Here is a 19224-nt window from a genome sequence, read left to right on the forward strand (position 1 = left end):
CCCTCTTGATCCTATCTTCATTGATTCAGATCCACTTTCCTTGTCTCTGGCAGATACAGTATTGCCAAAGTTGCTGCAATCGCTAGGAAAAGAGTTGGATACCAAAGCCCTGCAAGTTGACTCGCAAACTCTTTATTGAGCCAGGTCACAATCAACGGGAGCAATCCCCCGATCCAGCCGGCTGCTAGGTTGTGTGGCAAAGTTGCTGCGCTATTGCGTGTTCTCGCTGGAAACAGCTCCGCTAGAAGAGCCGTTTGAGGCCCCACAACTAATGAAAGCGGTATTGCCAGTGCAATTAAGGTTGCGCTCATTAGAAAATAATCAGGGGCACTTTGCATTGATAGGCTTTGCAGAAATTGATAGGCAGGCTGAATCAGGATTGTTCCAAGTAATAAGCCGCTAATCACGACTGGACGTCGACCAATTTTGTCGGAGAGCGCTCCCGCAATAATCACCATCGGAAAGAGAACGAGCGTTGCGGTGATAGTGAGGGTATCCACAATTTGCGAACTCATTTGCAAGGCGGATTTCATGAAGATGCCGGTATAGACCTGCACACAGAAAAAGAGGACAGATCCGCCCGCTGAGATGCAGAAGAACAACAGAAACATTTGTTTACGCGTTTCTTTGTCTTTAAAGTTATCGCGCAGTGGTGATTTGGCTAGCTCGCCCTTAGCGAGCATCGCTTTAAAGATTGGCGTTTCCTCAAGGGTCATCCGAACCTTGAGGGCAACTAGCAGAAGAACAATGGAGAACCAGAAGGGCACCCGCCAGCCCCATTCTTTAAAACTCTCCGGATCTAAATAGTGATGGAGTAAGACCAATTGCAGGATGGAGGCCAGCATTCCAAGCGGCCCCATGAGTTGTAAAACACTTGTCTTCAATCCCCGGTTGGTGCTTCCTGCATGCTCAGTTAAGTAGACCGCACTCCCGCCAATTTCTCCACCGGCAGATAGGCCTTGAAGAAGTCTTAGGGTTACCAAGCAAATGGGTGCCCAAATCCCAATTTGCTCATAGGTGGGTAAAAATCCCACGGCGAAAGTAGCTCCGCCCATTAAGGTGATCGTGATTAGAAAGACTGGCCGACGCCCAATCCGATCACCGAGAGAGCCAAAGAATGCTGCACCCAAGGGTCTAACCACCATCCCTGCCCCAAAGGTTGCAAGACTGGCTAAGAGGCCCGTCATGGGGTCGGAGCTTGGAAAAAAGAGTGGGGCAAAGGCCACTGCCAGGGTGGCAAAGGTGAGGAAGTCGTACCACTCTAGAAAGGTGCCAAAACAGGCAGCAGTGGCAATTTTGGGGTAAGAATGGTTGGTATTTGGGGGATTTTGCACAGTAGATTTATTATAAATAATTGATTTAATTAACTATTTTATTCAATACCCGAGTATTTTGTTGCATTGCACACATATTTATTGCGCAGCAGCAAATAATTGGGTATAGTTTCATGGTGCAGTGCAATATCAAACGAATTAATTAATTGGAGAGTACACCATGAATCAAGATCAAGTCGCAGCAAAATTGTCGCAAATCCAGAGCAAGAATCTCGAGACCGTATTTTCTTTGAGCGAAGCTGCTCTTGAGAATGCTCAGAAACTCGTTGAATTGAACTACGACGCTTCTAAAGCTGCGTTGTTAAATGCTCAAGAGAACATTCAGCAAGTATTGAGTGCAAAAGATCCAAAGCAAGTAACCGAACTTTTGCAAGCGGATACTTTGCAAGACGTTGGTAACCAAGCAATTGCTCATCAGCGCAAGGTCACTAAAGTATTGCGTGAGAGCGGTAAAGAGTTTGCCGACGTTGTTGAAGCTAGCATTGAGCAAGCTCAAGCTGGCATGCAAGACTGGGTAAATACCTTGGCTGCAAATGCACCTGCTGGTTCGGATGTGTTTGTATCTGCATTCAAAACCTCGATGAACTCGGTGATGCAAGGTATTGAGCAGTTCCGTGAAGCCAGCAAGGATGCATTGGCTACTGTTGAGAAATCAGCTGACCAAGCATTTGAAGCATTCCAAGGCCAATTGGCTCAAGTGAAAAAAGCTGCTGCCCCTGCGAAGGCTCGTAAAGCTGCTTAATTAGTAGTTTATTGTTCATGAAAACCCGCTCCGAGTGAGCGGGTTCTCATTTATGCAGACTCATCATCTTGCGTGAGTAGATTGCTCGCAATCATCTTATTGGGCTTCACACCCAATTCTTTGACCTTCTCAGCGGCCTTAATCAAATTGCCTTTACCCGTTTTAAGTTTATTGAAAGCATCGTGATAACTCGATTGCGCTTGGTCTAGGCGCTTGCCGATTTGTTCAAGGTCTTCTACAAAGCCCACGAACTTGTCATAGAGGTTGGCGCACTGACGGGCAATCTCCATGGCATTTTTGTTCTGTTGATCCTGCCTCCACAAGTGGGCGACAGTCCGTAAAGTAGCCATTAGGGTGCTGGGGCATACCAAGACGATATTTTTACTAAGCGCCTCTTGGTAGAGATTGGGGGCAGACTTGAGAGCACTTAAAAAAGCCGGCTCAATGGGAATAAACATCAATACAAAATCCATACTGGCGATATCCGCAATCCCAGCATAGTTCTTCCCAGATAAACCTTGAATATGTTGCCGAATCGATTGAATGTGGGCGAGTAGTTCCTTATCGGCTTCATCTGGACTGGCTGCCTCAGTATGTCTGGCATAGGCCGTGATGGATACTTTGCTATCGATTACGAGGTGGCGTCCTTCGGGCAACTTAATAATCACATCAGGCTGTAAGCGATTGCCATCCGCCTGCATATGGCTATCCTGAACCAGATACTCTTCGCCTTTACGTAAGCCCGAGGACTCCAAGATGGATTCCAGAACGAGTTCCCCCCAGTTGCCTTGGATCTTGGAGTCGCCCTTTAGTGCATTGGTAAGCGATCGTGCCTCATCCGACATCTTGAGATTGAGATTGGCTAGACGCTCAATTTCGTGCTTAAGTGCAAAGCGTTCCCTAGATTCTTTTTCGTAAGAGTTGCTCACTTGTTCCTTAAACTCGGTGAGCTTGGTTTGTAGGGGCTTTAGCAAAATATCGAGCTGCTGGGCATTTTGCTCCGTGAACTTCTTGGTTTTATCTTCCAAAATCTCATTGGCGAGATTCTTAAACTGGTTGGTGAGCGCCTCCTTGGCCTCGTTTAATGAATCAATCCGATGTTGAACTTGCTTACGCTCTGAATCCAACTCAGCCTCTAGGCGAATGGCGCGCTGGAGGACTTGGTCACGCTCAACCCTAATTTGCTCTAACTGGGCAGTTACCTCAGTAATAGTAGCCTGTTGTTGATTCTGATTAGATCGAAGAATGGCAACATACATTCCAAGCCCGATGGAAATGCCAAGGGCAACAATGGTAATCAGGGTAGGAAGGTCTGTCATGGGCTTAGTCTACTGCAGACCAAGCCCACCGAGTGAGCTTTTGAGGAGGGGGGCTTGCGATCAAAGACCGAGGAGTTTTTTGAGTTCGCCGCTTTGGTACATCTCGGTCATGATGTCTGAACCACCAATGAACTCGCCATTGACATAAAGCTGAGGAATGGTTGGCCAGTTTGCATACTCTTTAATACCTTGGCGAATGGCTTCATCATCAAAGACATTGACGGTATGCAAGGTCTCTAGGCCACAGGCACGCAAGATATTCACGGCATTACCCGAGAAGCCGCATTGTGGGAACTGTGCGGTACCCTTCATAAATAGAACCACGGGATGGCTCGTCACAATTTCTTTGATTTTGGCTTGAGTATCACTCATGGTGATGAAATCCTTTCATAAACGAACTGGGTTTGCTTCAATTTTTACTTGATAGCTATTTTATGACCGATTAAAAAGTAGGGTCTTATTTTCTGGCCTGTGTGACTCGTAAATGCCCCGCTAGATCAGTAATGGTAGCAATTTCATGAAATGCACGCTTCTCTAGGAGCGTAGCAACTGCAGCCGCCTGATCATAGCTATGCTCGACGGCAATCAGTCCACCAGGCTTTAAGTAATGCTGGGCGTGATTCACAATCTCCCGAATGCACGACAGGCCATCGCCATCATCGGTGAGAGCTGCTTTGGGCTCAAAGCATAGATCGCCCTCTTGCAAATGGGGGTCGTCCTTTTGAATGTAGGGAGGATTACTGACGATCACATCAAATGCGGTTTGGTTTCGATCGGGTATCGCGTCATACCAATTGCTTTGCAAAAACTCGACCATATGATTAAGCCCTAAGGTTTTGGCATTCTCGCGCGCGAGTTCAATCGCATCACTCGATTGATCAATCCCCAGAATGCTTAGATTGATCGGCGTTTTGCTGATAGCGCATTCATGGGCAATCGCTAGAGCAATCGCTCCGGAGCCTGTCCCCAAATCCAGAATCTGAATGGTTTGATTGGGGTGGTTCGCATGAATATGCTTTATTTCTTCTAGAGCAAGATCGACCAAGAGTTCGGTCTCGGGGCGGGGGATCAATACCGACTCATTGACCTTGAGCTCAATTCCATGAAAACCCTTCACTCCTGTGAGATAGGCCACGGGCACCCCAGACGCGCGCTGGGCTTCTAGCGATTTCCAGGCGATGAGAAGTTCATTTGGGAGGGGTTCTTGATCTTTAGAAATCAGAGCCGAACGTGGCCAACCCAGATGCCTATCCAGTAAATGCCCCAGCAAGGACTTGGCATCGGTTTTATTAAGTGGGGTACTCTTGAGGAGAGTAGCAATCGTGTTGGCCATGATGCGGATTACGCATCGCCCATGGCGGCTAAGAGTTCAGCTTGATGTTCTGCTGCCAGGGCATTTAATAGATCGCCAATATCGCCATCCATCATGGCATCAATTTTGTAGAGGGTTAGGTTGATACGGTGATCGGTAATTCGACCTTGGGGAAAGTTGTAGGTGCGAATCCGGTCACTGCGATCGCCACTACCCACTAAGGATTTACGGGTTTGGGCTTGTTCTTGCTGCTGCGCATATCGTTGGGCATCCATGATGCGTGAGACTAAGACCTTCATGGCTTGATCTTTATTGCGATGTTGGCTGCGATCGTCTTGGCACTCCACCACTATTCCAGTAGGAAGGTGAGTGATCCGCACTGCAGAGTCGGTTTTATTGATGTGTTGTCCACCAGCACCCGAGGCCCGAAAGGTGTCGATGCGGATCTCTGCTGGATTAATTTTGACGCTCTCGATTTCATCGACTTCGGGCATCACTGCAACCGTACAAGCCGATGTATGAATCCGTCCTTGAGTCTCAGTTTGCGGGACGCGCTGTACCCGATGACCACCAGACTCAAACTTCATCTTGGCGTAGACATCATTGCCCGCTAAGCGCACGATCACCTCTTTATAGCCCCCGAGATCCGACTCGGCTTGACTAACAATCTCAGTTTTCCAGCCCTGACGCTCGGCGTAGCGGGTATACATGCGTAGTAGATCAGCTGCAAACAAAGCACTTTCATCACCGCCAGTGCCCGCTCGGATCTCTAAAAAGATATTGCGCCCATCGTCTTCATCTTTGGGTAGTAAAAGGGTTTGTAGGCTTTTCTCAAGATCGGCCATCCGTGCTTGTGCATCTTTTTCTTCTTCGTCGGCAAAGTCCTTCATTTCTGGGTCAAGGCGCATTTCGCTAGCAGCCTTTGCATCCGCCTCTGCTTTTTTGTAAAGCCCAAACTGCTCCACCACCGTTGAAATATCAGCATGCTCACGCGTGAGTTTGCGATAGACATCCATATCCTTGGCGGAGTCTTCTTGCATCAAAATGGTATTGAGTTCAGCCAAACGGGCATCCAGATGCTCCAGCTTGGCACGCATGCTGGGTTTCATCTAATGGCTATCGGAAGAATTATTTTTATCGCTGGAGTGAGTGGCAAATAACTTGGGTAGTAATTTCAGTAAAGCGTCACGCTCCGAACCACTAGCGTGTTGTAGGGCGTGTAAGGAGCCATGCAAGAACTTATTAGTAAGACCCTGGGCCATGGCATTGAGAACCTCTTGCGGGTCCTCGCCGCGAACTAAGCGTTTAAGGGCGCGCTCTAGCTCAATTTGTCGTAGGCGATCACCTTGTAGTTGAAGATCTTGGATTAACGGTACGGCATTACGGCCTTGTAGCCAGTGCATGAAATTACTCACACGCTCTTCAATAATGATCTCGGCCTGGCTTACTGCGGCTTGACGTAAATTGGCGCCGGCTTGGGCCATAGTGCCTAAGTCATCCACCGTGTAGAGATACACATCATTTAATCGGGCGATCTCGGGCTCAAAGTCTCGTGGCACTGCCAGATCAATCATCACCATGGGCTTACGACGTCTGAGCTTTAGGGCGCTTTCCACCATCCCCAAGCCAATAATGGGTAGCGGGCTAGCGGTCGACGAGACAATGATGTCAAACTCATGAAGACGTGTGGGAAGGTCATTGAGACGAAAGGACTCCGCTTCGATGTTTTGGGCTGAGATTGAGTCCGCCAGTTCTTGTCCACGCTCTACAGTACGATTTGCAATCGCTGCACCGCGGGGCTTGCGAGCGACGAAGTGGGTGGCGCATAAGGTAATCATTTCACCGGCGCCGATAAACAGAATTTTCTGTTCGCCAATCGATGCAAAGATACGCTCGGCTAAGCGAACCGACGCTGCAGCCATTGAGATAGAGTGTGCGCCAATCTCGGTTGAGCCACGAACCTCCTTCGCAACGGAAAAGGTTTTCTGAAAAAGTTGATTGAGATAAGTGCCTAAGGCGCCAGCTTCATTGGCGGTGCGAACCGCATCTTTCATTTGACCCAGGATTTGGGTCTCACCAATCACCATTGAATCCAAACCACAAGCGACCCGAAATGCATGACGTACGGCATCGGATTGTGGCAGGGTATAGATATGGGGTTGTAAAACGCTGGGTGCCAAATTTTGGCTTTTGGCTAACCAGTCAAACGTTGCCTCATGAAACTCACCCTCAGAGGCGGGATCATTAGCCGCGCAATAGAGTTCGGTACGATTGCAGGTCGACAGAATGGTTGCCTCAGGCATGCCGCCACGATTAACGCCACCCAAATGGGAGCGTAGGTCGGATAATGCGTCAAGCAGACCCTCGGGATCAAATGCCACTTTTTCCCGAACGGCAACTGGCGCTGTGTGATGGTTAATACCCAAAGTCAACAGCTTCATATTGATAATTATAGGTTTCTTGGGGCTAATAGGGGCGTTTTGAATGGGGTTTTTGGCTTATTTACTGCTCGGAAGCTTGATGGGCTGGGCTGCTGCCCATTATTTTCCTGGGTTTTCCCCTAGAAATAAGGGCGCTAAACGAGCCAAGCGGACTAAAGCAACCTACCTCTGGAGCATGTTTCTTGGGATTCTTGGGACTGCCTTTGCAAGTTTTGGAGGCCAAGCTGCGGGGCTATTTACTGCTGGGCAAATGCTCGAGTGGGGCAGTGCGATTGTGGGGGGATTTTTATTGCCCCAAGTCTACCTATTGTCCGTGCGAGCTTAATTTGAACTCTTGTTGACCGAACTTTGTCCAAGCAATTGGACTTTTCTGATGAGTTATTAAATACGCATTTGCCTTCGTAAAGTGCCCGCAACTTTTTTGGTCACCTGGGTAAATAAATGGCTGTTCTGTTTTATAGACTCCAAGGCCTGAAGGGTGTGAGGATTTCAGGATGAGGTGTTCGTTGGGATTGTGAATATATTCCTCCATAGACTGCGCATGGCCACCCCAAAGCATCCAAACGATATTGGGTTGTTGCGAGAGTTTTTGAATGATCTCAATCACAAAAGGTTTCCACCCTAATTGCGCATGCGAGTTTGCTTCACTGAGACGAACTGAGAGGGCGGTGTTTAATAACAATACCCCTTGCTTTGCCCAGTGGGTTAAATCGCCATTGCTGAGAGATCCCAGTCCCTCAAGCATTAATGCTTTATTGATATTGCGCAGTGAGCTAGGAAATTGTTTGGATTGCAGCTGAATATCCTTGGGGACTGAGAATGCTAAGCCTTGCGCCAGTCCCGGTGAGTGATAGGGGTCTTGTCCCAAAATGACAACCTTTACTTGATTGACCGGTGTGAGATGCAAAGCATTGAAGATCCGCTCTCGATCGGGACGAATCGCATCGCCGTGTTGTTGGTATTCGATAGCAAACTTTTTAGATAGGGAGTGCCAATCACTTGATTGCAGATAGTCATTGAGTAAGAATTGCCAATCATCAGGGATGAACTGCTTTAGATCCATACTGATGAAGCAAGACTATTTTTTAGGCTGCTTGAGCTCATATTGAGCTGGACAGTCGAGCTTTAAGGCAACGCTAGTTTGATGCTCTTGATCTTGTCGGAAGTAATGGAAAGTGATTTTCTTGCTGTTCACAAGACTTCCGAGCACTTGATCCATTCTCGCGCTGATGATGCGTTGCTGATTAATGCTACCAATCAGATCGTTTGGGGCCAGCCCTGCCTGCTGGGCAATGCCACCATCAAGCACATGCGTTACCTTGATCCAGCCGTTGCTATCGGTATAGCGCATCCCAAGGGCTAGTTTGATGGATTCAGTAAAGTTCGCTTGCTTTTGTGCCACTTCGATATTAGCAATCTGAGGTAACCAAATCTGCAAGGGTAGATCTTCTGTGCCATCAATGTAGTCGCGCTTAAAGCGTTGCCAAGTTTTATTAAAGCCAATCCCAATCGTTGAGCTAATGGCTAGATCTAGAGCGTATTGATTAATTCCAATCCCAGTTTTGCCATGTTCTTTCCATAAAAAGCGCATGACATCATCCAGTGAGCGTTGATGGTTTGAGTACTGCCGAATTAAAAGATCCAGACCCAGGGCGATGAGTGATCCTTTGGCGTAGTAACTCACTACTGAATTAGGCGTATTCTCATCCATCTGGTAATACTTGGTCCAAGCATCAAAGGAGCTATCGGCAACGCTTTGTTTGGTTCTGCCAGGATTTCGCAATACCCCGTTCCAATTGTTAGCCACTAGCTCCAAGTAGCGCTCCATGTTGACGCACCCACTACGTATGAGTTGGAGATCGTCGTAGTAACTGGTAAATCCTTCAAAGAGCCACAACAGTCGGGTGTGGTTGCGTTCATTTAAGCGATAGGGTTGAAAGGCTTTCGCCTGAATTCGTTTGACGAGCCAGGCATGAAAATACTCATGACTACAGAGTCCTAAAAACTCTTCATACGATTTTTTAGGCCTTTGAGTGCTGTGATCACCGTAAGGTAATTGATCGCGTTTACACAATAGCGCCGTGCTGTCGCGATGCTCGAGCCCACCATAGCCATCGAGAGCAGCATTAACAATAAATAGATATTGTTTAAATGGTGCCTTGGGCTTGCGAGGCTCAAATAAACGAATCGTGGCATCACAGATTCCTTGGAGATCATTTGCAAGTTGATTTCGATCGAGTAATTGTGATTGCTCGCTCGTTAATCCCTGAATGACCATGCGGTGAGGAGTGCCAAAGGATTGCCACTCAATCGTCTCAAACTGTCCGAGCGCGACCGGATGATCAATCAAATCTGCATAATCTTTGGCCATATAAAACCCAAAACTGCTTGCATCGGTCTTCACCTGGCGAAGGGTCGTTTGTACTTGCCATTGCTTGTTAGTCTGATTATGTGGCGGGGCAATAGCCAGTGAACAAGGTAAATGGGCCTGACCTTCGACGGCGAGACAGAGACTGGTGGGATTAAAGAAGCCACGATCCTGATCTAAATAAGCCGTGCGTACCGATTGATCAAAGGCATATACCGTAGTGACAATCTCGCAAGACCCAGTTCCTTTGGGGATACGCCAGCGATCATTATCGAGACGCTCTAGGGCAATCTTTTTCTTTACTTCGGTCTGATTTCTGGGGAGAGTAAAGGCGGCGATCGACTCAATATGCTTACTAAAGTCCCGAATTAAATAACTACCTGGAATCCATGCGGGCATATGCACAACTTGCCCTTGAGGATTTGGATGGTGAATCACGAGCGAAACGGTAAAGCGATGACCATGTAGATCATCAGGCCATACCGTGTACTGAACTACAGGTGTGGAATCCAAAGCCATCATGAATTATTTCAAAGAGGCGAGCTTCTTCTCGATATCAGAGAGCTGCACAGCTCCCGGGAAGCGACTGCCATCGGTAAAGAAAATGGTGGGCGTGCCATTGATTCCATAGGTCTTGGCAATGGCGATATTTTTATCAATTGGATTGGTGCAATCCGATTTGCCACTTGGGGTGATGTTGCTCAGCATCCAATCGTTCCAAGCCTTTTGTTGATCGGCTGCGCACCAAATTTGTTTTGATTTGAGTGCCGAGTCCGCCGAGAGAATTGGAATCAAATAGTTGTAGATAGTGACATTATCGAGTTGTTGCAAGCTTCGCTCTAGCCGTTTGCAGTAACCACAGTTGGGATCCGAGAACACGGCAATTTGACGGCTACCATTACCACGTACGATTTTGATCGCGTTAGCCTGGGGAAGCTCTGACCATTTGATTCGATTGATATCCTCTTGACGCTTGGCGGTTAAGTTGGCGCCCGATGCGAGCTCAATCATTTCCCCCTGAATCAAATACTTGGCACTGCTATCGGTATAGAAAATCTCTTGATTGATCTGGACCTCAAATAAACCTGGAATAGGCGATGGCGTAATGTTGCGAACGTTTGCTGAGGTGCCTAAGCGCTTTTGCAACTCGGCGCGAACTTGTCTTTCTGACATGGCATCGACTGAGCCAAAAAAGCCGACCAAGACGATCACCAGACCTAAATGCTGAATCAATTTACCCATGCAACTGTTCTCCTAGTGCGCGCTCAATCAGTTGGCGCTTGATGATATGACTTCGATTAACCATTCCTAAGCCCCAGTTTCGTAATCCCTTTTCGATTGGGCTTTGTGCTGCAAACAGTTTCTTTAAGCGATCCGTCAGCCATAAAAGTGAGGTGGTATCTCCTTCGCGCTCGCGCTCATAGCGACGCAGCAAAATGCGATCATCTACTTCCCGATAGGACTCTTTGTGCTTCATGATGTGAAGCAGGCTTGCCACATCCCGTAAGCCTAGATTGAGGCCTTGACCAGCCAATGGGTGCATGACGTGTGCAGAATCACCAACCAAGATTAATTTAGGATCGTAGTCTGGGCCAATCAGGCGATGCGCTTTGATGCGTCGCAGAGGAAAGCTTGCTGGTGTGGATTGCAGTTGCAGCTCACCGAGTTGATCATGAACTTCCACACCAAATTGGTTTGACCATGTCTGGCTATCCAGTTGTAATAAATAGTCGGCATGCTCATTTTGTGTTGACCATACCATTGAAACCTGTTGCTGGGGTAATGGCAGCATGGCTAAGATATCGCCATTGGGCAAGAACCATTGGTAGGCGGTCTCGCGATGGGCAATCGAGCAGGTAAAGTTGGCAACCACTGCGTGCTGATCATAGGGGTGTTGATCGATTTCAATTCCAACTGACTGGCGTAGAGGGGAGTTCGCACCATCGGCTGCGATCACCAGTTTGGCTTGGATGGTTTGACCATTGCTCAATGAAAGCGTTGGAGAAGTATTGGGCTCAAACCGAACCTCGTCAACACTGGCCTCAATGCTTTGTAGATTCTTACTGAACCGCATCGCTTGGGTTAGCGTGGCTTCAATCAAATCAGATTCAGCAATCCAGGCAAGTTCCGGTCGACCGGCTTCAAAGGCCGAGAAATGAAGTTGATCATGCTTTTGCCCACGATCGCCATAGATTCGCATATCGCGCACTACTTGAATGCGATTCTGGTCTAAGCCATCCCAAATGTTTAGTTCGGATAAAAGATGTTTGGTACTCGGTGAGAGCGCATAGATTCGCTGCCCAAAGGAAGGCTCAAGCGCAATTGTCTGATGCAAATCGGGTGCAATTTGAATCACCGAGTAGCCCAGTTGAACCATGGCAAGTGCACTTGCCTTACCCACAATACCACCCCCAACGACCGCAAAGTCGGATTGGGTATTGGTGTGTTGGGCAGAATTGGATGTACTTTGGGAACGCATACCAAGATGATAGCGAATCAAGCGCATTTACAATGGGAGCATGTCACTCAAATGCGGAATCGTTGGCCTGCCGAATGTAGGCAAATCCACCCTGTTTAATGCCCTCACCAAGGCAGGTATTGCAGCCGAAAATTATCCCTTTTGCACGATTGAGCCCAATGTGGGCATGGTCGAGGTCCCAGATCCCCGTTTGGCTGCCTTAGCGCAGATTGTGACTCCTGAGCGAATCGTGCCCGCCACGGTCGAGTTTGTCGATATTGCTGGATTGGTAGCTGGCGCCTCCAAAGGAGAGGGGCTTGGAAATCAATTTTTGGCCAATATTCGGGAGACCGATGCGATTACCCACGTTGTGCGTTGCTTTGAGGATGCCAATGTGGTTCATGTGAGTGGCAAAGTCGACCCGATTGCAGACATTGGAGTGATTGATACCGAATTAGCTCTGGCAGATTTGGGTACGGTTGAGAAAGCCCTGCAGCGTTACTCGAAGGCAGCTAAATCGGGTAACGATAAAGAGGCCGCAGCCTTGGTTGCGGTACTCACCAAGGTTCAAGCACAGTTAGATCAAGCCTTGCCGGTAAGGGCCATGAGCCTTAGTAAGGAAGAGTTAGTTCTTCTTAAACCTTTTTGCTTAATTACAGCAAAACCGGCGATGTATGTCGCGAATGTGAAAGAAGATGGGTTTGAGAACAATCCCCATCTTGAGGCGGTTAAGGAGCATGCTGCTAAAGAGAATGCGCCAGTCGTTGCGGTATGCGCAGCCATTGAAGCTGAGATTGCTGATTTAGAGGATGCTGACAAGGCCGAGTTCTTGGCTGATCTGGGGATGAGCGAACCAGGTCTTAATCGAGTAATTCGGGCGGGCTATAGCTTATTGGGTTTACAAACTTACTTCACAGCGGGCGTGAAAGAGGTGCGTGCTTGGACCATACATATTGGCGATACGGCGCCTCAGGCTGCTGGCGTGATTCATACGGATTTCGAACGCGGCTTTATTCGAGCACAAACGATTGCGTATGACGATTACATTCAATACAATGGTGAGCAGGGCGCAAAGGAAGCGGGTAAGATGCGCGCCGAAGGTAAGGAATACATCGTCAAGGATGGCGATGTCTTGAACTTTTTATTTAACGTCTAAGTCAAGCAAATAATGCTGCAAGTGCCTTGCCTGGATGCTCAGCGCGCATAAAGGCTTCGCCAATTAAAAATGCATTAACCCCGGCCCCTTGCATCCGCTTGACATCGTTGGCATTGAGAATCCCGGACTCCGTGATGACGAGTTTGTCTTTGGGAATGGCTGGCAATAGATCGAGGGTGGTTTGTAAGCTAACCTCAAAGGTTTTGAGATTGCGGTTATTGATACCCAGTAGCGGCGTTTGCAGTTCAAGAGCCGCTTCTAATTCCACCCCATCATGAACTTCGACTAATACATCAAGCTGGTTCTCGATCGCACATGCTTCAAGCTCTTGCATTTGTGATAACTCAAGTGCCGCGACAATTAAAAGGATTGCATCAGCACCCATCGCGCGCGCCTCATAGACCTGATAAGGGTCAATGATGAAGTCCTTGCGAATTACTGGCAAAGAGCATGCAGCTCGGGCTTCTTTGAGATACTGGGGCGAGCCCAAGAAGTAATCCCGATCGGTGAGGATCGATAAGCAGGTCGCGCCATGCGCGGCATAACTTTGCGCAATGTCATGTGGCATAAAGTGCTCACGCAGCACCCCTTTGCTCGGACTTGCTTTTTTGATTTCTGCAATGATGCCGGGTTTGTGATTATTGACGGAGTCTATCAGTGCTTTAGCAAAGCCACGCACCTTTCTATTTGGATCAGAATTAGCATTCAATGCCTCTTTTAAGATTTCACCACTAGAGATCAATCGTTGTGCAGCCACAATCTCATGTCGCTTAGTCTCCAGAATACGACTCAGAATATCGCTCATGAGGCAAGACTTTGCGTTAACGCAACAAACGCTTCGAGTTTCTGTTTGGCTTTGCCAGAAGCAATTGTGCTGTCAGCCAGCTCGATACCATCGGCAATCGATGGAGAGACATTAGCAGCATAGAGGGTGGCGCCTGCATTGAGGCACACAATATTGCGTGCAGGCCCTGATTGATTGTTCATGATATTCAAAATGATGGCTTTGGATTCTTGCGCATCAGCAACCTTTAGAGTGTCCATTGAAGCATGAGGGATTCCAAAATCACTGGGCTTAATTTCATACTGATTGATTTGCCCCTTGCGCAGTTCAGCGACCATGGTGGGGCCCGAGAGCGTGATCTCATCTAAGCCGTCATTGCCATGAACCACTAAAGCGTGCTCGGCCCCCATTAGCTGTAAGACTTTTGCTTGAGTAGCCACTAGCTCTGGATGAAATACGCCCATCACAATATTGGGCGCTTTTGCGGGATTGGTGAGGGGTCCCAAAATATTAAAGATGGTGCGTACCCCTAGGTCCTTGCGGACCGGAACCACGTTTTTCATGGCGGGGTGATGATTGGGGGCGAACATAAAGCCAATACCAAGTTGCTCAATGCATTGACTTACTGCAGCGGCGCTCAGGTTTAGTTTGACCCCGAGCGCTTCCAAAACATCGGCGCTGCCTGACTTGCTACTAACACTTCGATTGCCATGCTTCGCAATCTTGGCGCCTGCCGCGGACGCAACAAACATGGATGCTGTCGAAATATTAAAGGTATGGGCACCATCGCCACCGGTACCCACTACATCGACTAGATGGGTCTTATCCTTAACATCCACAGCAGTAGCAAAGTCCCGCATCACGGTCGCCGCCGCAGCAATTTCGGTGGGCGTTTCTTTTTTGCTGCGAAGGGCAACCAAAAGGGCGGCCACCATCGGCCCTGGCAGTTCACCACCCATAATGGCGCGCATGATCTGTACCATTTCGGCTTCGAGTAACTCTTTGCCGTCAATCAAGTGTTGCAGGGTTTGGGATGGGGTCATGGCCATTTCTTACTTCATCGCTAAAAAGTTTTTCAGGAGAGCGTGACCGTGCTCAGAGAGAATCGACTCTGGATGAAATTGGACACCCTCCACGCATAACTCTTTATGACGCACGCCCATGATTTCGCCATCGTCAGTTTGTGCGGTGATGGTTAAGCAACTGGGTAAGTTCTCTCGATTAATAGCGAGCGAGTGATAGCGCGTCACCCGAAATGATTTTGGGAGATGTTTAAATACACCTTCGTCGATATGGGTGATCTCATCGGTTTTGCCGTGCATCACTTTCTTCGCGCGGATCACCTCGCCTCCAAAAGCCTCACCAATCGCTTGATGCCCAAGGCAGACGCCCAGAATCGGAATCTTGCCCGCATAGGTCTTGATGGTATTAACCGAGATCCCTGCTTCCTTTGGGCTGCAAGGTCCCGGGGAGATACAAATACGATCCGGATTGATTTTGGCAATATCCGCAACGCTGATTTCATCATTACGTACAACTTTCACGTCTTCGCCAAGCTCGGCAAAGTATTGCACCAAGTTATAAGTAAAGGAGTCGTAGTTATCGATCATTAAGAGCATCGTTATGCTCCTTTAGAGGATTCGGTTAATTCAGCAGCTGCTAATACTGCTTTCGCTTTCACTTCGGTCTCTTTCCATTCGGAGGTGGGATCCGAATCGGCCACGACACCTGCGCCCGCTTGAGAGTGCAGCATGCCGTCTTTAATCACGCCGGTGCGGATCACAATCGCCACATCCATATCGCCTGAGAACGAGAGATAACCGGCAGCACCGCCATAGATACCACGTTTGGTAATTTCCATTTCATCAATAATTTCCATCGCCCGAATTTTGGGGGCACCAGATAGGGTGCCGGCAGGGAAGGTGGCGCGTAAGACATCCATATTGCTCATATTGTCCTTAAGTTCACCTTCGACGGAGCTAACGATATGTTGCACGTGGGAGTACTTTTCAATCACCATCGAATCGGTGACCTTGACAGTTCCGGTCTTGGCAATACGCCCGACATCATTGCGGGCGAGATCAATCAGCATTACATGCTCAGCAATTTCTTTGGGATCAGCCAGTAACTCTTTAGCAAGTTGTACATCCTCTTCAGGGGTCGCACCGCGGCGACGAGTTCCGGCTAAGGGCCGAATCGTGACCATTTTGCGTCCCTCACGTTTTTCTTGGCGCACCAAGATCTCGGGGGATGAGCCCACAATTTGCAAATCCCCAAAGTCATAGAAATACATGTAAGGGGAGGGGTTGAGTGAGCGTAATGCGCGGTAGAGTTGCAATGGTGGTTCAGTGAAGGTTCGGCTGATGCGCTGGCCAATGACCACCTGCATACAATCGCCTGCGAGGATATAGTCCTTGGTGCGACGCACTGCATCTTCAAAATCGCTCGCTCTAAATTTACGGATAAGCTCAGGGTGCGGCTTGGATGCTTGTTCTTTGGGTATCTGGATCGGGACTGTAAGCATGGCTTGCAAGTTTTGCAACCGTTTAGTGCCGCTCTCATAAGCGTTAGAGTCATTGGGATCTACATACACAATGAAATAGATCTTGCCTGCGACATTGTCAACCACAGCCAATTCCTCGGTGAGCATCAGCTGAATATCAGGCACACCGATTTCATCGGGCAAGGAGTGAACTGCAAGTCGCTTTTCAATATAACGAACCGTGTCGTAGGCGAAGTAACCGGCTAAGCCACCACAAAAACGCGGCAGATTTGCCTGAGGGGCGACCTTAAAGCGTTTGAGATACTGATCAATGAAGTCAAGCGGGTTCTCGTGATTGCGCTCAATGACCGTATCGTCGTGCATGATCTCATTGGTTGGGTTACTGGGGGTACCAACGGTTCTAAAAATAGTTCGTGCCGGTAGGCCAATAATGGAATAGCGCCCAAAGCGCTCGCCGCCATAAACGGATTCCAACAAAAAGGTATTTTTTTGGCCAGACTTTTGGGTCAGCTTCAAGTAGAGCGATAGGGGAGTCTCGAGATCGGCAAGTGACTCCGCAACCAGCGCCACACGGTTATACCCTTGCTTCGCAAATTTGTGTAAGTCAATTGTATTCATCATGCCCAGGTCGTCTTTAATGATTTAAGACCCAATCGCGTTACGCATGGCATGAATGACCTCAGCATAATTTGGCTTACCAAAAATCGCCGAGCCTGCTACAAAGGTATCGGCTCCAGCCTCGGCAACACTAGCAATATTGTCAATTTTGATTCCCCCATCGACCTCAAGGCGAATGGCTCGACCACTGGTTTCTTGATAGCGATCGAGCATCTTACGTACCTGTTCGATCTTAATAAGAGTGCTGGGAATAAAAGATTGACCTCCAAAGCCTGGGTTGACTGACATCAGAAGTACCAGATCAATTTGATCTAAGGCGTGGTCTAGGTGATGGATCGGGGTAGCGGGATTAAGGACTAGCCCAGCTTGGCAGCCATGATCTTTAATGAGTGAGAGGGTGCGATGCACATGCGTACTGGCCTCGGGGTGAAAGCTGATCAGATTGGCTCCTGCTTTGGCAAAGTCAGGGACAATCCGATCAACCGGCTCAATCATGAGGTGGACATCGATCATCGCCGGTTTACCGTTTTTGATGGCATGGGGACGTATTGCCTCACAAACCAAGGGCCCAACCGTTAAATTGGGCACATAGTGGTTATCCATTACGTCAAAGTGAATCCAATCGGCTCCGGCATTCAAGACAGCCTTCACCTCTTCGCCCAGTTTGGCGAAGTCGGCTGACAGAATCGAGGGGGCAATGATGGCGGAATTAGGGCTCATTTGAGTGGTTTTTGTCATATATACCTAGATTCTATCTTGCGAACGGGGTTGGGATAGCGCAGAATGCAGGTCATGAATCCACCCGAAATTACCGTAAACGTCCGCCCCCAGTACCTTCCCGAGCAATCGGATCCCGATAATCAGCAATACGCGTTTGCTTATACCGTGACCATTCGCAATACCGGAACGGCCAGTGTTCAGCTAATTGCCCGCCATTGGTTGATTACCGATGGCGAAGGGGAGGTTCAGGAGGTGAAGGGTTTGGGGGTAGTTGGTCAACAGCCACTTTTACGCTCCGGCGAGCATTTTGAGTACACCAGTTGGGCTACTTTGCCCACACCAGCCGGCACGATGCGCGGGGAGTATTTTTGCGTCACCGAGGATGCTCAGTTTTTTCAGGCAACAATTCCAGAGTTTGCCCTGGTGATGCCAAGAACCTTGCACTGAATAGGGCTATTCGGGAGTTTTGGCAAGGATTCTCGTTAAGATGGAAATGCATTCACTAAATTAAACCTATTGATCAAAGGATTCAATATGAAGCAACTTTCGTGGTCCAGCGCATTAGGCAGCATCACTTTGCTTGCCAGTAGTTTATTGATTTCGCCAGTAGCAATCGCTCAGCAAAGCACCCTCGATAAGATGAAGTCTACCGGTGTAGTAACTATGGGTGTGCGTGAGTCATCTGGCGCCCTCTCCTATACCTTGGGTGATGGTAAATACGCAGGCTTTCATGTGGAAATCTGCAATACCGTATTGCGTGATATTCAAAAGCAATTGAATTTGAAGACACTGGATATCAAATATACCCCCGTCACTTCACAGAATCGCATTCCGTTGTTACAGAATGGAACGGTTGACATTGAGTGTGGTTCAACGACCAATAATGCAACCCGGCAAAAGGATGTGGCTTTTGCTGTAACAACATACGTTGAGGAAATTCGGATTGCGGTGAAGGCTAATTCTGGAATTACTTCTTTAAATCAGCTCAATGGTAAAAAGGTGGCGACCACTACAGGCACTACCTCAGTGCAGCTCTTGCGTAAGCATGAAAAGGCCACCGGAGTGAATTTCGAAGAAGTATTTGGTAAAGACCACGCTGATAGCTTCCTGTTGTTGGAATCGGGACGCGCCGATGCATTTGTGATGGATGGCTCCATTTTGGCCGGCAATATCGCGAATGCAAAAAATCCTGGCGATTACCGCATTGTGGGTGAAGTCATCGCAGTTGAGCCGATTGCCATCATGATGCGTAAAGATGATCCTGGCTTTAAGAAAGCGGTGGACGATAACCTCAAGCGCATGATGAAAGATGGCACCCTCACCAAGCTCTGGGATAAGTGGTTCTTACAACCCATTCCCCCTAAGAATGCACGTGTTGGTTTGGCTTTGTCTGAAAGTACCAAACAAGCATGGGCCAATCCAAACGATAAGCCTGCAGAGGATTATCAGAAGAAGTAATTTAGGCTCTT

General features: G+C 48.4%; 20 protein-coding genes. 5 read left to right on the forward strand and 15 right to left on the reverse strand.

What is annotated here, in order from left to right:
• Positions 1-17 precede the first annotated feature (17 nt).
• Complete coding sequence (locus tag QUE66_RS00645; protein ID WP_286223827.1) at positions 18-1334, reverse strand: MFS transporter; 1317 nt, start codon at positions 1332-1334, stop codon at positions 18-20.
• Between the two features lie 160 nt (positions 1335-1494).
• Here QUE66_RS00645 and QUE66_RS00650 point away from each other — a divergent pair, with 160 nt between their 5' ends.
• Positions 1495-2076, forward strand: a complete 582-nt coding sequence (locus tag QUE66_RS00650; RefSeq protein ID WP_286223828.1) for a phasin family protein — start codon at positions 1495-1497, stop codon at positions 2074-2076.
• 50 nt (positions 2077-2126) lie between these two features.
• Here the strand turns inward: QUE66_RS00650 and QUE66_RS00655 are convergent, their stop codons facing one another.
• From QUE66_RS00655 to hemA, 5 genes are all read right to left on the reverse strand, one after another.
• Positions 2127-3395, reverse strand: coding sequence for a DNA recombination protein RmuC (locus QUE66_RS00655; RefSeq protein ID WP_286223829.1), 1269 nt, complete (start codon positions 3393-3395; stop codon positions 2127-2129).
• A gap of 60 nt (positions 3396-3455) precedes the next feature.
• Positions 3456-3767 (reverse strand): Grx4 family monothiol glutaredoxin, encoded by a 312-nt coding sequence (gene grxD, locus QUE66_RS00660; RefSeq protein WP_108507666.1) that lies wholly within the window; start codon positions 3765-3767, stop codon positions 3456-3458.
• A gap of 85 nt (positions 3768-3852) precedes the next feature.
• Positions 3853-4728: a peptide chain release factor N(5)-glutamine methyltransferase gene (gene prmC / locus QUE66_RS00665; RefSeq protein ID WP_286223830.1), complete on the reverse strand. Its 876-nt coding sequence runs from the start codon at positions 4726-4728 to the stop codon at positions 3853-3855.
• Positions 4729-4736: 8 nt separating this feature from the next.
• Complete coding sequence (prfA, locus tag QUE66_RS00670) at positions 4737-5816, reverse strand: peptide chain release factor 1 (protein ID WP_286223831.1); 1080 nt, start codon at positions 5814-5816, stop codon at positions 4737-4739.
• Positions 5817-7148 carry a glutamyl-tRNA reductase gene (gene hemA, locus QUE66_RS00675; protein WP_286223832.1) on the reverse strand — a complete coding sequence of 444 codons (1332 nt, stop codon included), beginning with the start codon at positions 7146-7148 and terminating at the stop codon, positions 5817-5819.
• Between the two features lie 43 nt (positions 7149-7191).
• Between hemA and QUE66_RS00680 the strand changes: the two genes are divergently transcribed.
• Positions 7192-7473, forward strand: coding sequence for a hypothetical protein (locus tag QUE66_RS00680; RefSeq protein WP_286223833.1), 282 nt, complete (start codon positions 7192-7194; stop codon positions 7471-7473).
• Here the strand turns inward: QUE66_RS00680 and QUE66_RS00685 are convergent.
• Genes QUE66_RS00685 through QUE66_RS00700 form a run of 4 tightly spaced genes read right to left on the reverse strand, consistent with a single transcriptional unit; the run spans position 7453 to position 11995 of the window.
• A complete protein-coding gene (locus QUE66_RS00685) occupies positions 7453-8211 on the reverse strand; it encodes a uracil-DNA glycosylase (RefSeq protein ID WP_286223834.1) in 759 nt (252 codons plus the stop codon). The genes QUE66_RS00680 and QUE66_RS00685 overlap by 21 nt on opposite strands.
• A gap of 15 nt (positions 8212-8226) precedes the next feature.
• Positions 8227-10038, reverse strand: a complete 1812-nt coding sequence (locus QUE66_RS00690) for a M61 family metallopeptidase (protein WP_286223835.1) — start codon at positions 10036-10038, stop codon at positions 8227-8229.
• A 3-nt stretch (positions 10039-10041) separates the two neighbouring features.
• Positions 10042-10758, reverse strand: coding sequence for a DsbC family protein (locus tag QUE66_RS00695; RefSeq protein ID WP_286223836.1), 717 nt, complete (start codon positions 10756-10758; stop codon positions 10042-10044).
• Complete coding sequence (locus tag QUE66_RS00700) at positions 10751-11995, reverse strand: FAD-dependent monooxygenase (protein WP_286223837.1); 1245 nt, start codon at positions 11993-11995, stop codon at positions 10751-10753. The genes QUE66_RS00695 and QUE66_RS00700 overlap by 8 nt, the downstream gene beginning before the upstream one ends.
• Before the next feature lie 40 nt (positions 11996-12035).
• On the opposite strand from QUE66_RS00700, the gene ychF reads away from it, so the two are divergent.
• Entirely contained in the window at positions 12036-13130 is a 1095-nt protein-coding gene (gene ychF / locus QUE66_RS00705) for a redox-regulated ATPase YchF (protein WP_286223838.1), read from the forward strand.
• Between the two features lies 1 nt (position 13131).
• On the opposite strand, the gene trpC is transcribed toward ychF, so the two are convergent.
• Genes trpC through rpe form a run of 5 tightly spaced genes read right to left on the reverse strand, consistent with a single transcriptional unit; the run spans position 13132 to position 17755 of the window.
• Positions 13132-13935, reverse strand: coding sequence for an indole-3-glycerol phosphate synthase TrpC (gene trpC / locus QUE66_RS00710; RefSeq protein WP_286223839.1), 804 nt, complete (start codon positions 13933-13935; stop codon positions 13132-13134).
• Positions 13932-14963 carry an anthranilate phosphoribosyltransferase gene (gene trpD, locus QUE66_RS00715; protein WP_286223840.1) on the reverse strand — a complete coding sequence of 344 codons (1032 nt, stop codon included), beginning with the start codon at positions 14961-14963 and terminating at the stop codon, positions 13932-13934. The genes trpC and trpD overlap by 4 nt, the downstream gene beginning before the upstream one ends.
• A 3-nt stretch (positions 14964-14966) precedes the next feature.
• A complete protein-coding gene (locus tag QUE66_RS00720) occupies positions 14967-15533 on the reverse strand; it encodes an anthranilate synthase component II (protein ID WP_286223841.1) in 567 nt (188 codons plus the stop codon).
• 2 nt (positions 15534-15535) lie between these two features.
• Entirely contained in the window at positions 15536-17035 is a 1500-nt protein-coding gene (gene trpE, locus QUE66_RS00725; RefSeq protein WP_286224687.1) for an anthranilate synthase component I, read from the reverse strand.
• Between the two features lie 24 nt (positions 17036-17059).
• Positions 17060-17755 (reverse strand): ribulose-phosphate 3-epimerase, encoded by a 696-nt coding sequence (gene rpe / locus QUE66_RS00730; RefSeq protein ID WP_286223842.1) that lies wholly within the window; start codon positions 17753-17755, stop codon positions 17060-17062.
• Positions 17756-17827: 72 nt separating this feature from the next.
• On the opposite strand from rpe, the gene apaG reads away from it, so the two are divergent.
• On the forward strand, positions 17828-18202 hold the full coding sequence (apaG, locus tag QUE66_RS00735; RefSeq protein ID WP_108509272.1) for a Co2+/Mg2+ efflux protein ApaG: 375 nt from the start codon (positions 17828-17830) through the stop codon (positions 18200-18202).
• 87 nt (positions 18203-18289) lie between these two features.
• Positions 18290-19213, forward strand: a complete 924-nt coding sequence (locus tag QUE66_RS00740) for an amino acid ABC transporter substrate-binding protein (protein WP_286223843.1) — start codon at positions 18290-18292, stop codon at positions 19211-19213.
• Positions 19214-19224 lie beyond the last annotated feature (11 nt).

The organism is Polynucleobacter sp. HIN6, assembly GCF_030297575.1.
In the GTDB taxonomy this organism is placed as follows: domain Bacteria; phylum Pseudomonadota; class Gammaproteobacteria; order Burkholderiales; family Burkholderiaceae; genus Polynucleobacter.

Excerpts from the sequence above, each read along its gene's own strand:
- QUE66_RS00680 (WP_286223833.1), top strand. The coding sequence starts at position 7,192 with ATGGGGTTTTTGGCTTATTTACTGCTCGGAAGCTTGATGGGCTGGGCT.
- grxD (WP_108507666.1), bottom strand. The coding sequence starts at position 3,767 with ATGAGTGATACTCAAGCCAAAATCAAAGAAATTGTGACGAGCCATCCC.
- QUE66_RS00655 (WP_286223829.1), bottom strand. The coding sequence starts at position 3,395 with ATGACAGACCTTCCTACCCTGATTACCATTGTTGCCCTTGGCATTTCC.
- QUE66_RS00720 (WP_286223841.1), bottom strand. The coding sequence starts at position 15,533 with ATGCTCTTAATGATCGATAACTACGACTCCTTTACTTATAACTTGGTG.
- ychF (WP_286223838.1), top strand. The coding sequence starts at position 12,036 with ATGTCACTCAAATGCGGAATCGTTGGCCTGCCGAATGTAGGCAAATCC.
- QUE66_RS00690 (WP_286223835.1), bottom strand. The coding sequence starts at position 10,038 with ATGATGGCTTTGGATTCCACACCTGTAGTTCAGTACACGGTATGGCCT.
- QUE66_RS00740 (WP_286223843.1), top strand. The coding sequence starts at position 18,290 with ATGAAGCAACTTTCGTGGTCCAGCGCATTAGGCAGCATCACTTTGCTT.
- apaG (WP_108509272.1), top strand. The coding sequence starts at position 17,828 with ATGAATCCACCCGAAATTACCGTAAACGTCCGCCCCCAGTACCTTCCC.
- QUE66_RS00700 (WP_286223837.1), bottom strand. The coding sequence starts at position 11,995 with ATGCGTTCCCAAAGTACATCCAATTCTGCCCAACACACCAATACCCAA.
- prfA (WP_286223831.1), bottom strand. The coding sequence starts at position 5,816 with ATGAAACCCAGCATGCGTGCCAAGCTGGAGCATCTGGATGCCCGTTTG.
- prmC (WP_286223830.1), bottom strand. The coding sequence starts at position 4,728 with ATGGCCAACACGATTGCTACTCTCCTCAAGAGTACCCCACTTAATAAA.
- trpE (WP_286224687.1), bottom strand. The coding sequence starts at position 17,035 with ATGAATACAATTGACTTACACAAATTTGCGAAGCAAGGGTATAACCGT.
- trpD (WP_286223840.1), bottom strand. The coding sequence starts at position 14,963 with ATGGCCATGACCCCATCCCAAACCCTGCAACACTTGATTGACGGCAAA.
- hemA (WP_286223832.1), bottom strand. The coding sequence starts at position 7,148 with ATGAAGCTGTTGACTTTGGGTATTAACCATCACACAGCGCCAGTTGCC.
- QUE66_RS00650 (WP_286223828.1), top strand. The coding sequence starts at position 1,495 with ATGAATCAAGATCAAGTCGCAGCAAAATTGTCGCAAATCCAGAGCAAG.
- rpe (WP_286223842.1), bottom strand. The coding sequence starts at position 17,755 with ATGAGCCCTAATTCCGCCATCATTGCCCCCTCGATTCTGTCAGCCGAC.
- QUE66_RS00695 (WP_286223836.1), bottom strand. The coding sequence starts at position 10,758 with ATGGGTAAATTGATTCAGCATTTAGGTCTGGTGATCGTCTTGGTCGGC.
- QUE66_RS00685 (WP_286223834.1), bottom strand. The coding sequence starts at position 8,211 with ATGGATCTAAAGCAGTTCATCCCTGATGATTGGCAATTCTTACTCAAT.
- trpC (WP_286223839.1), bottom strand. The coding sequence starts at position 13,935 with ATGAGCGATATTCTGAGTCGTATTCTGGAGACTAAGCGACATGAGATT.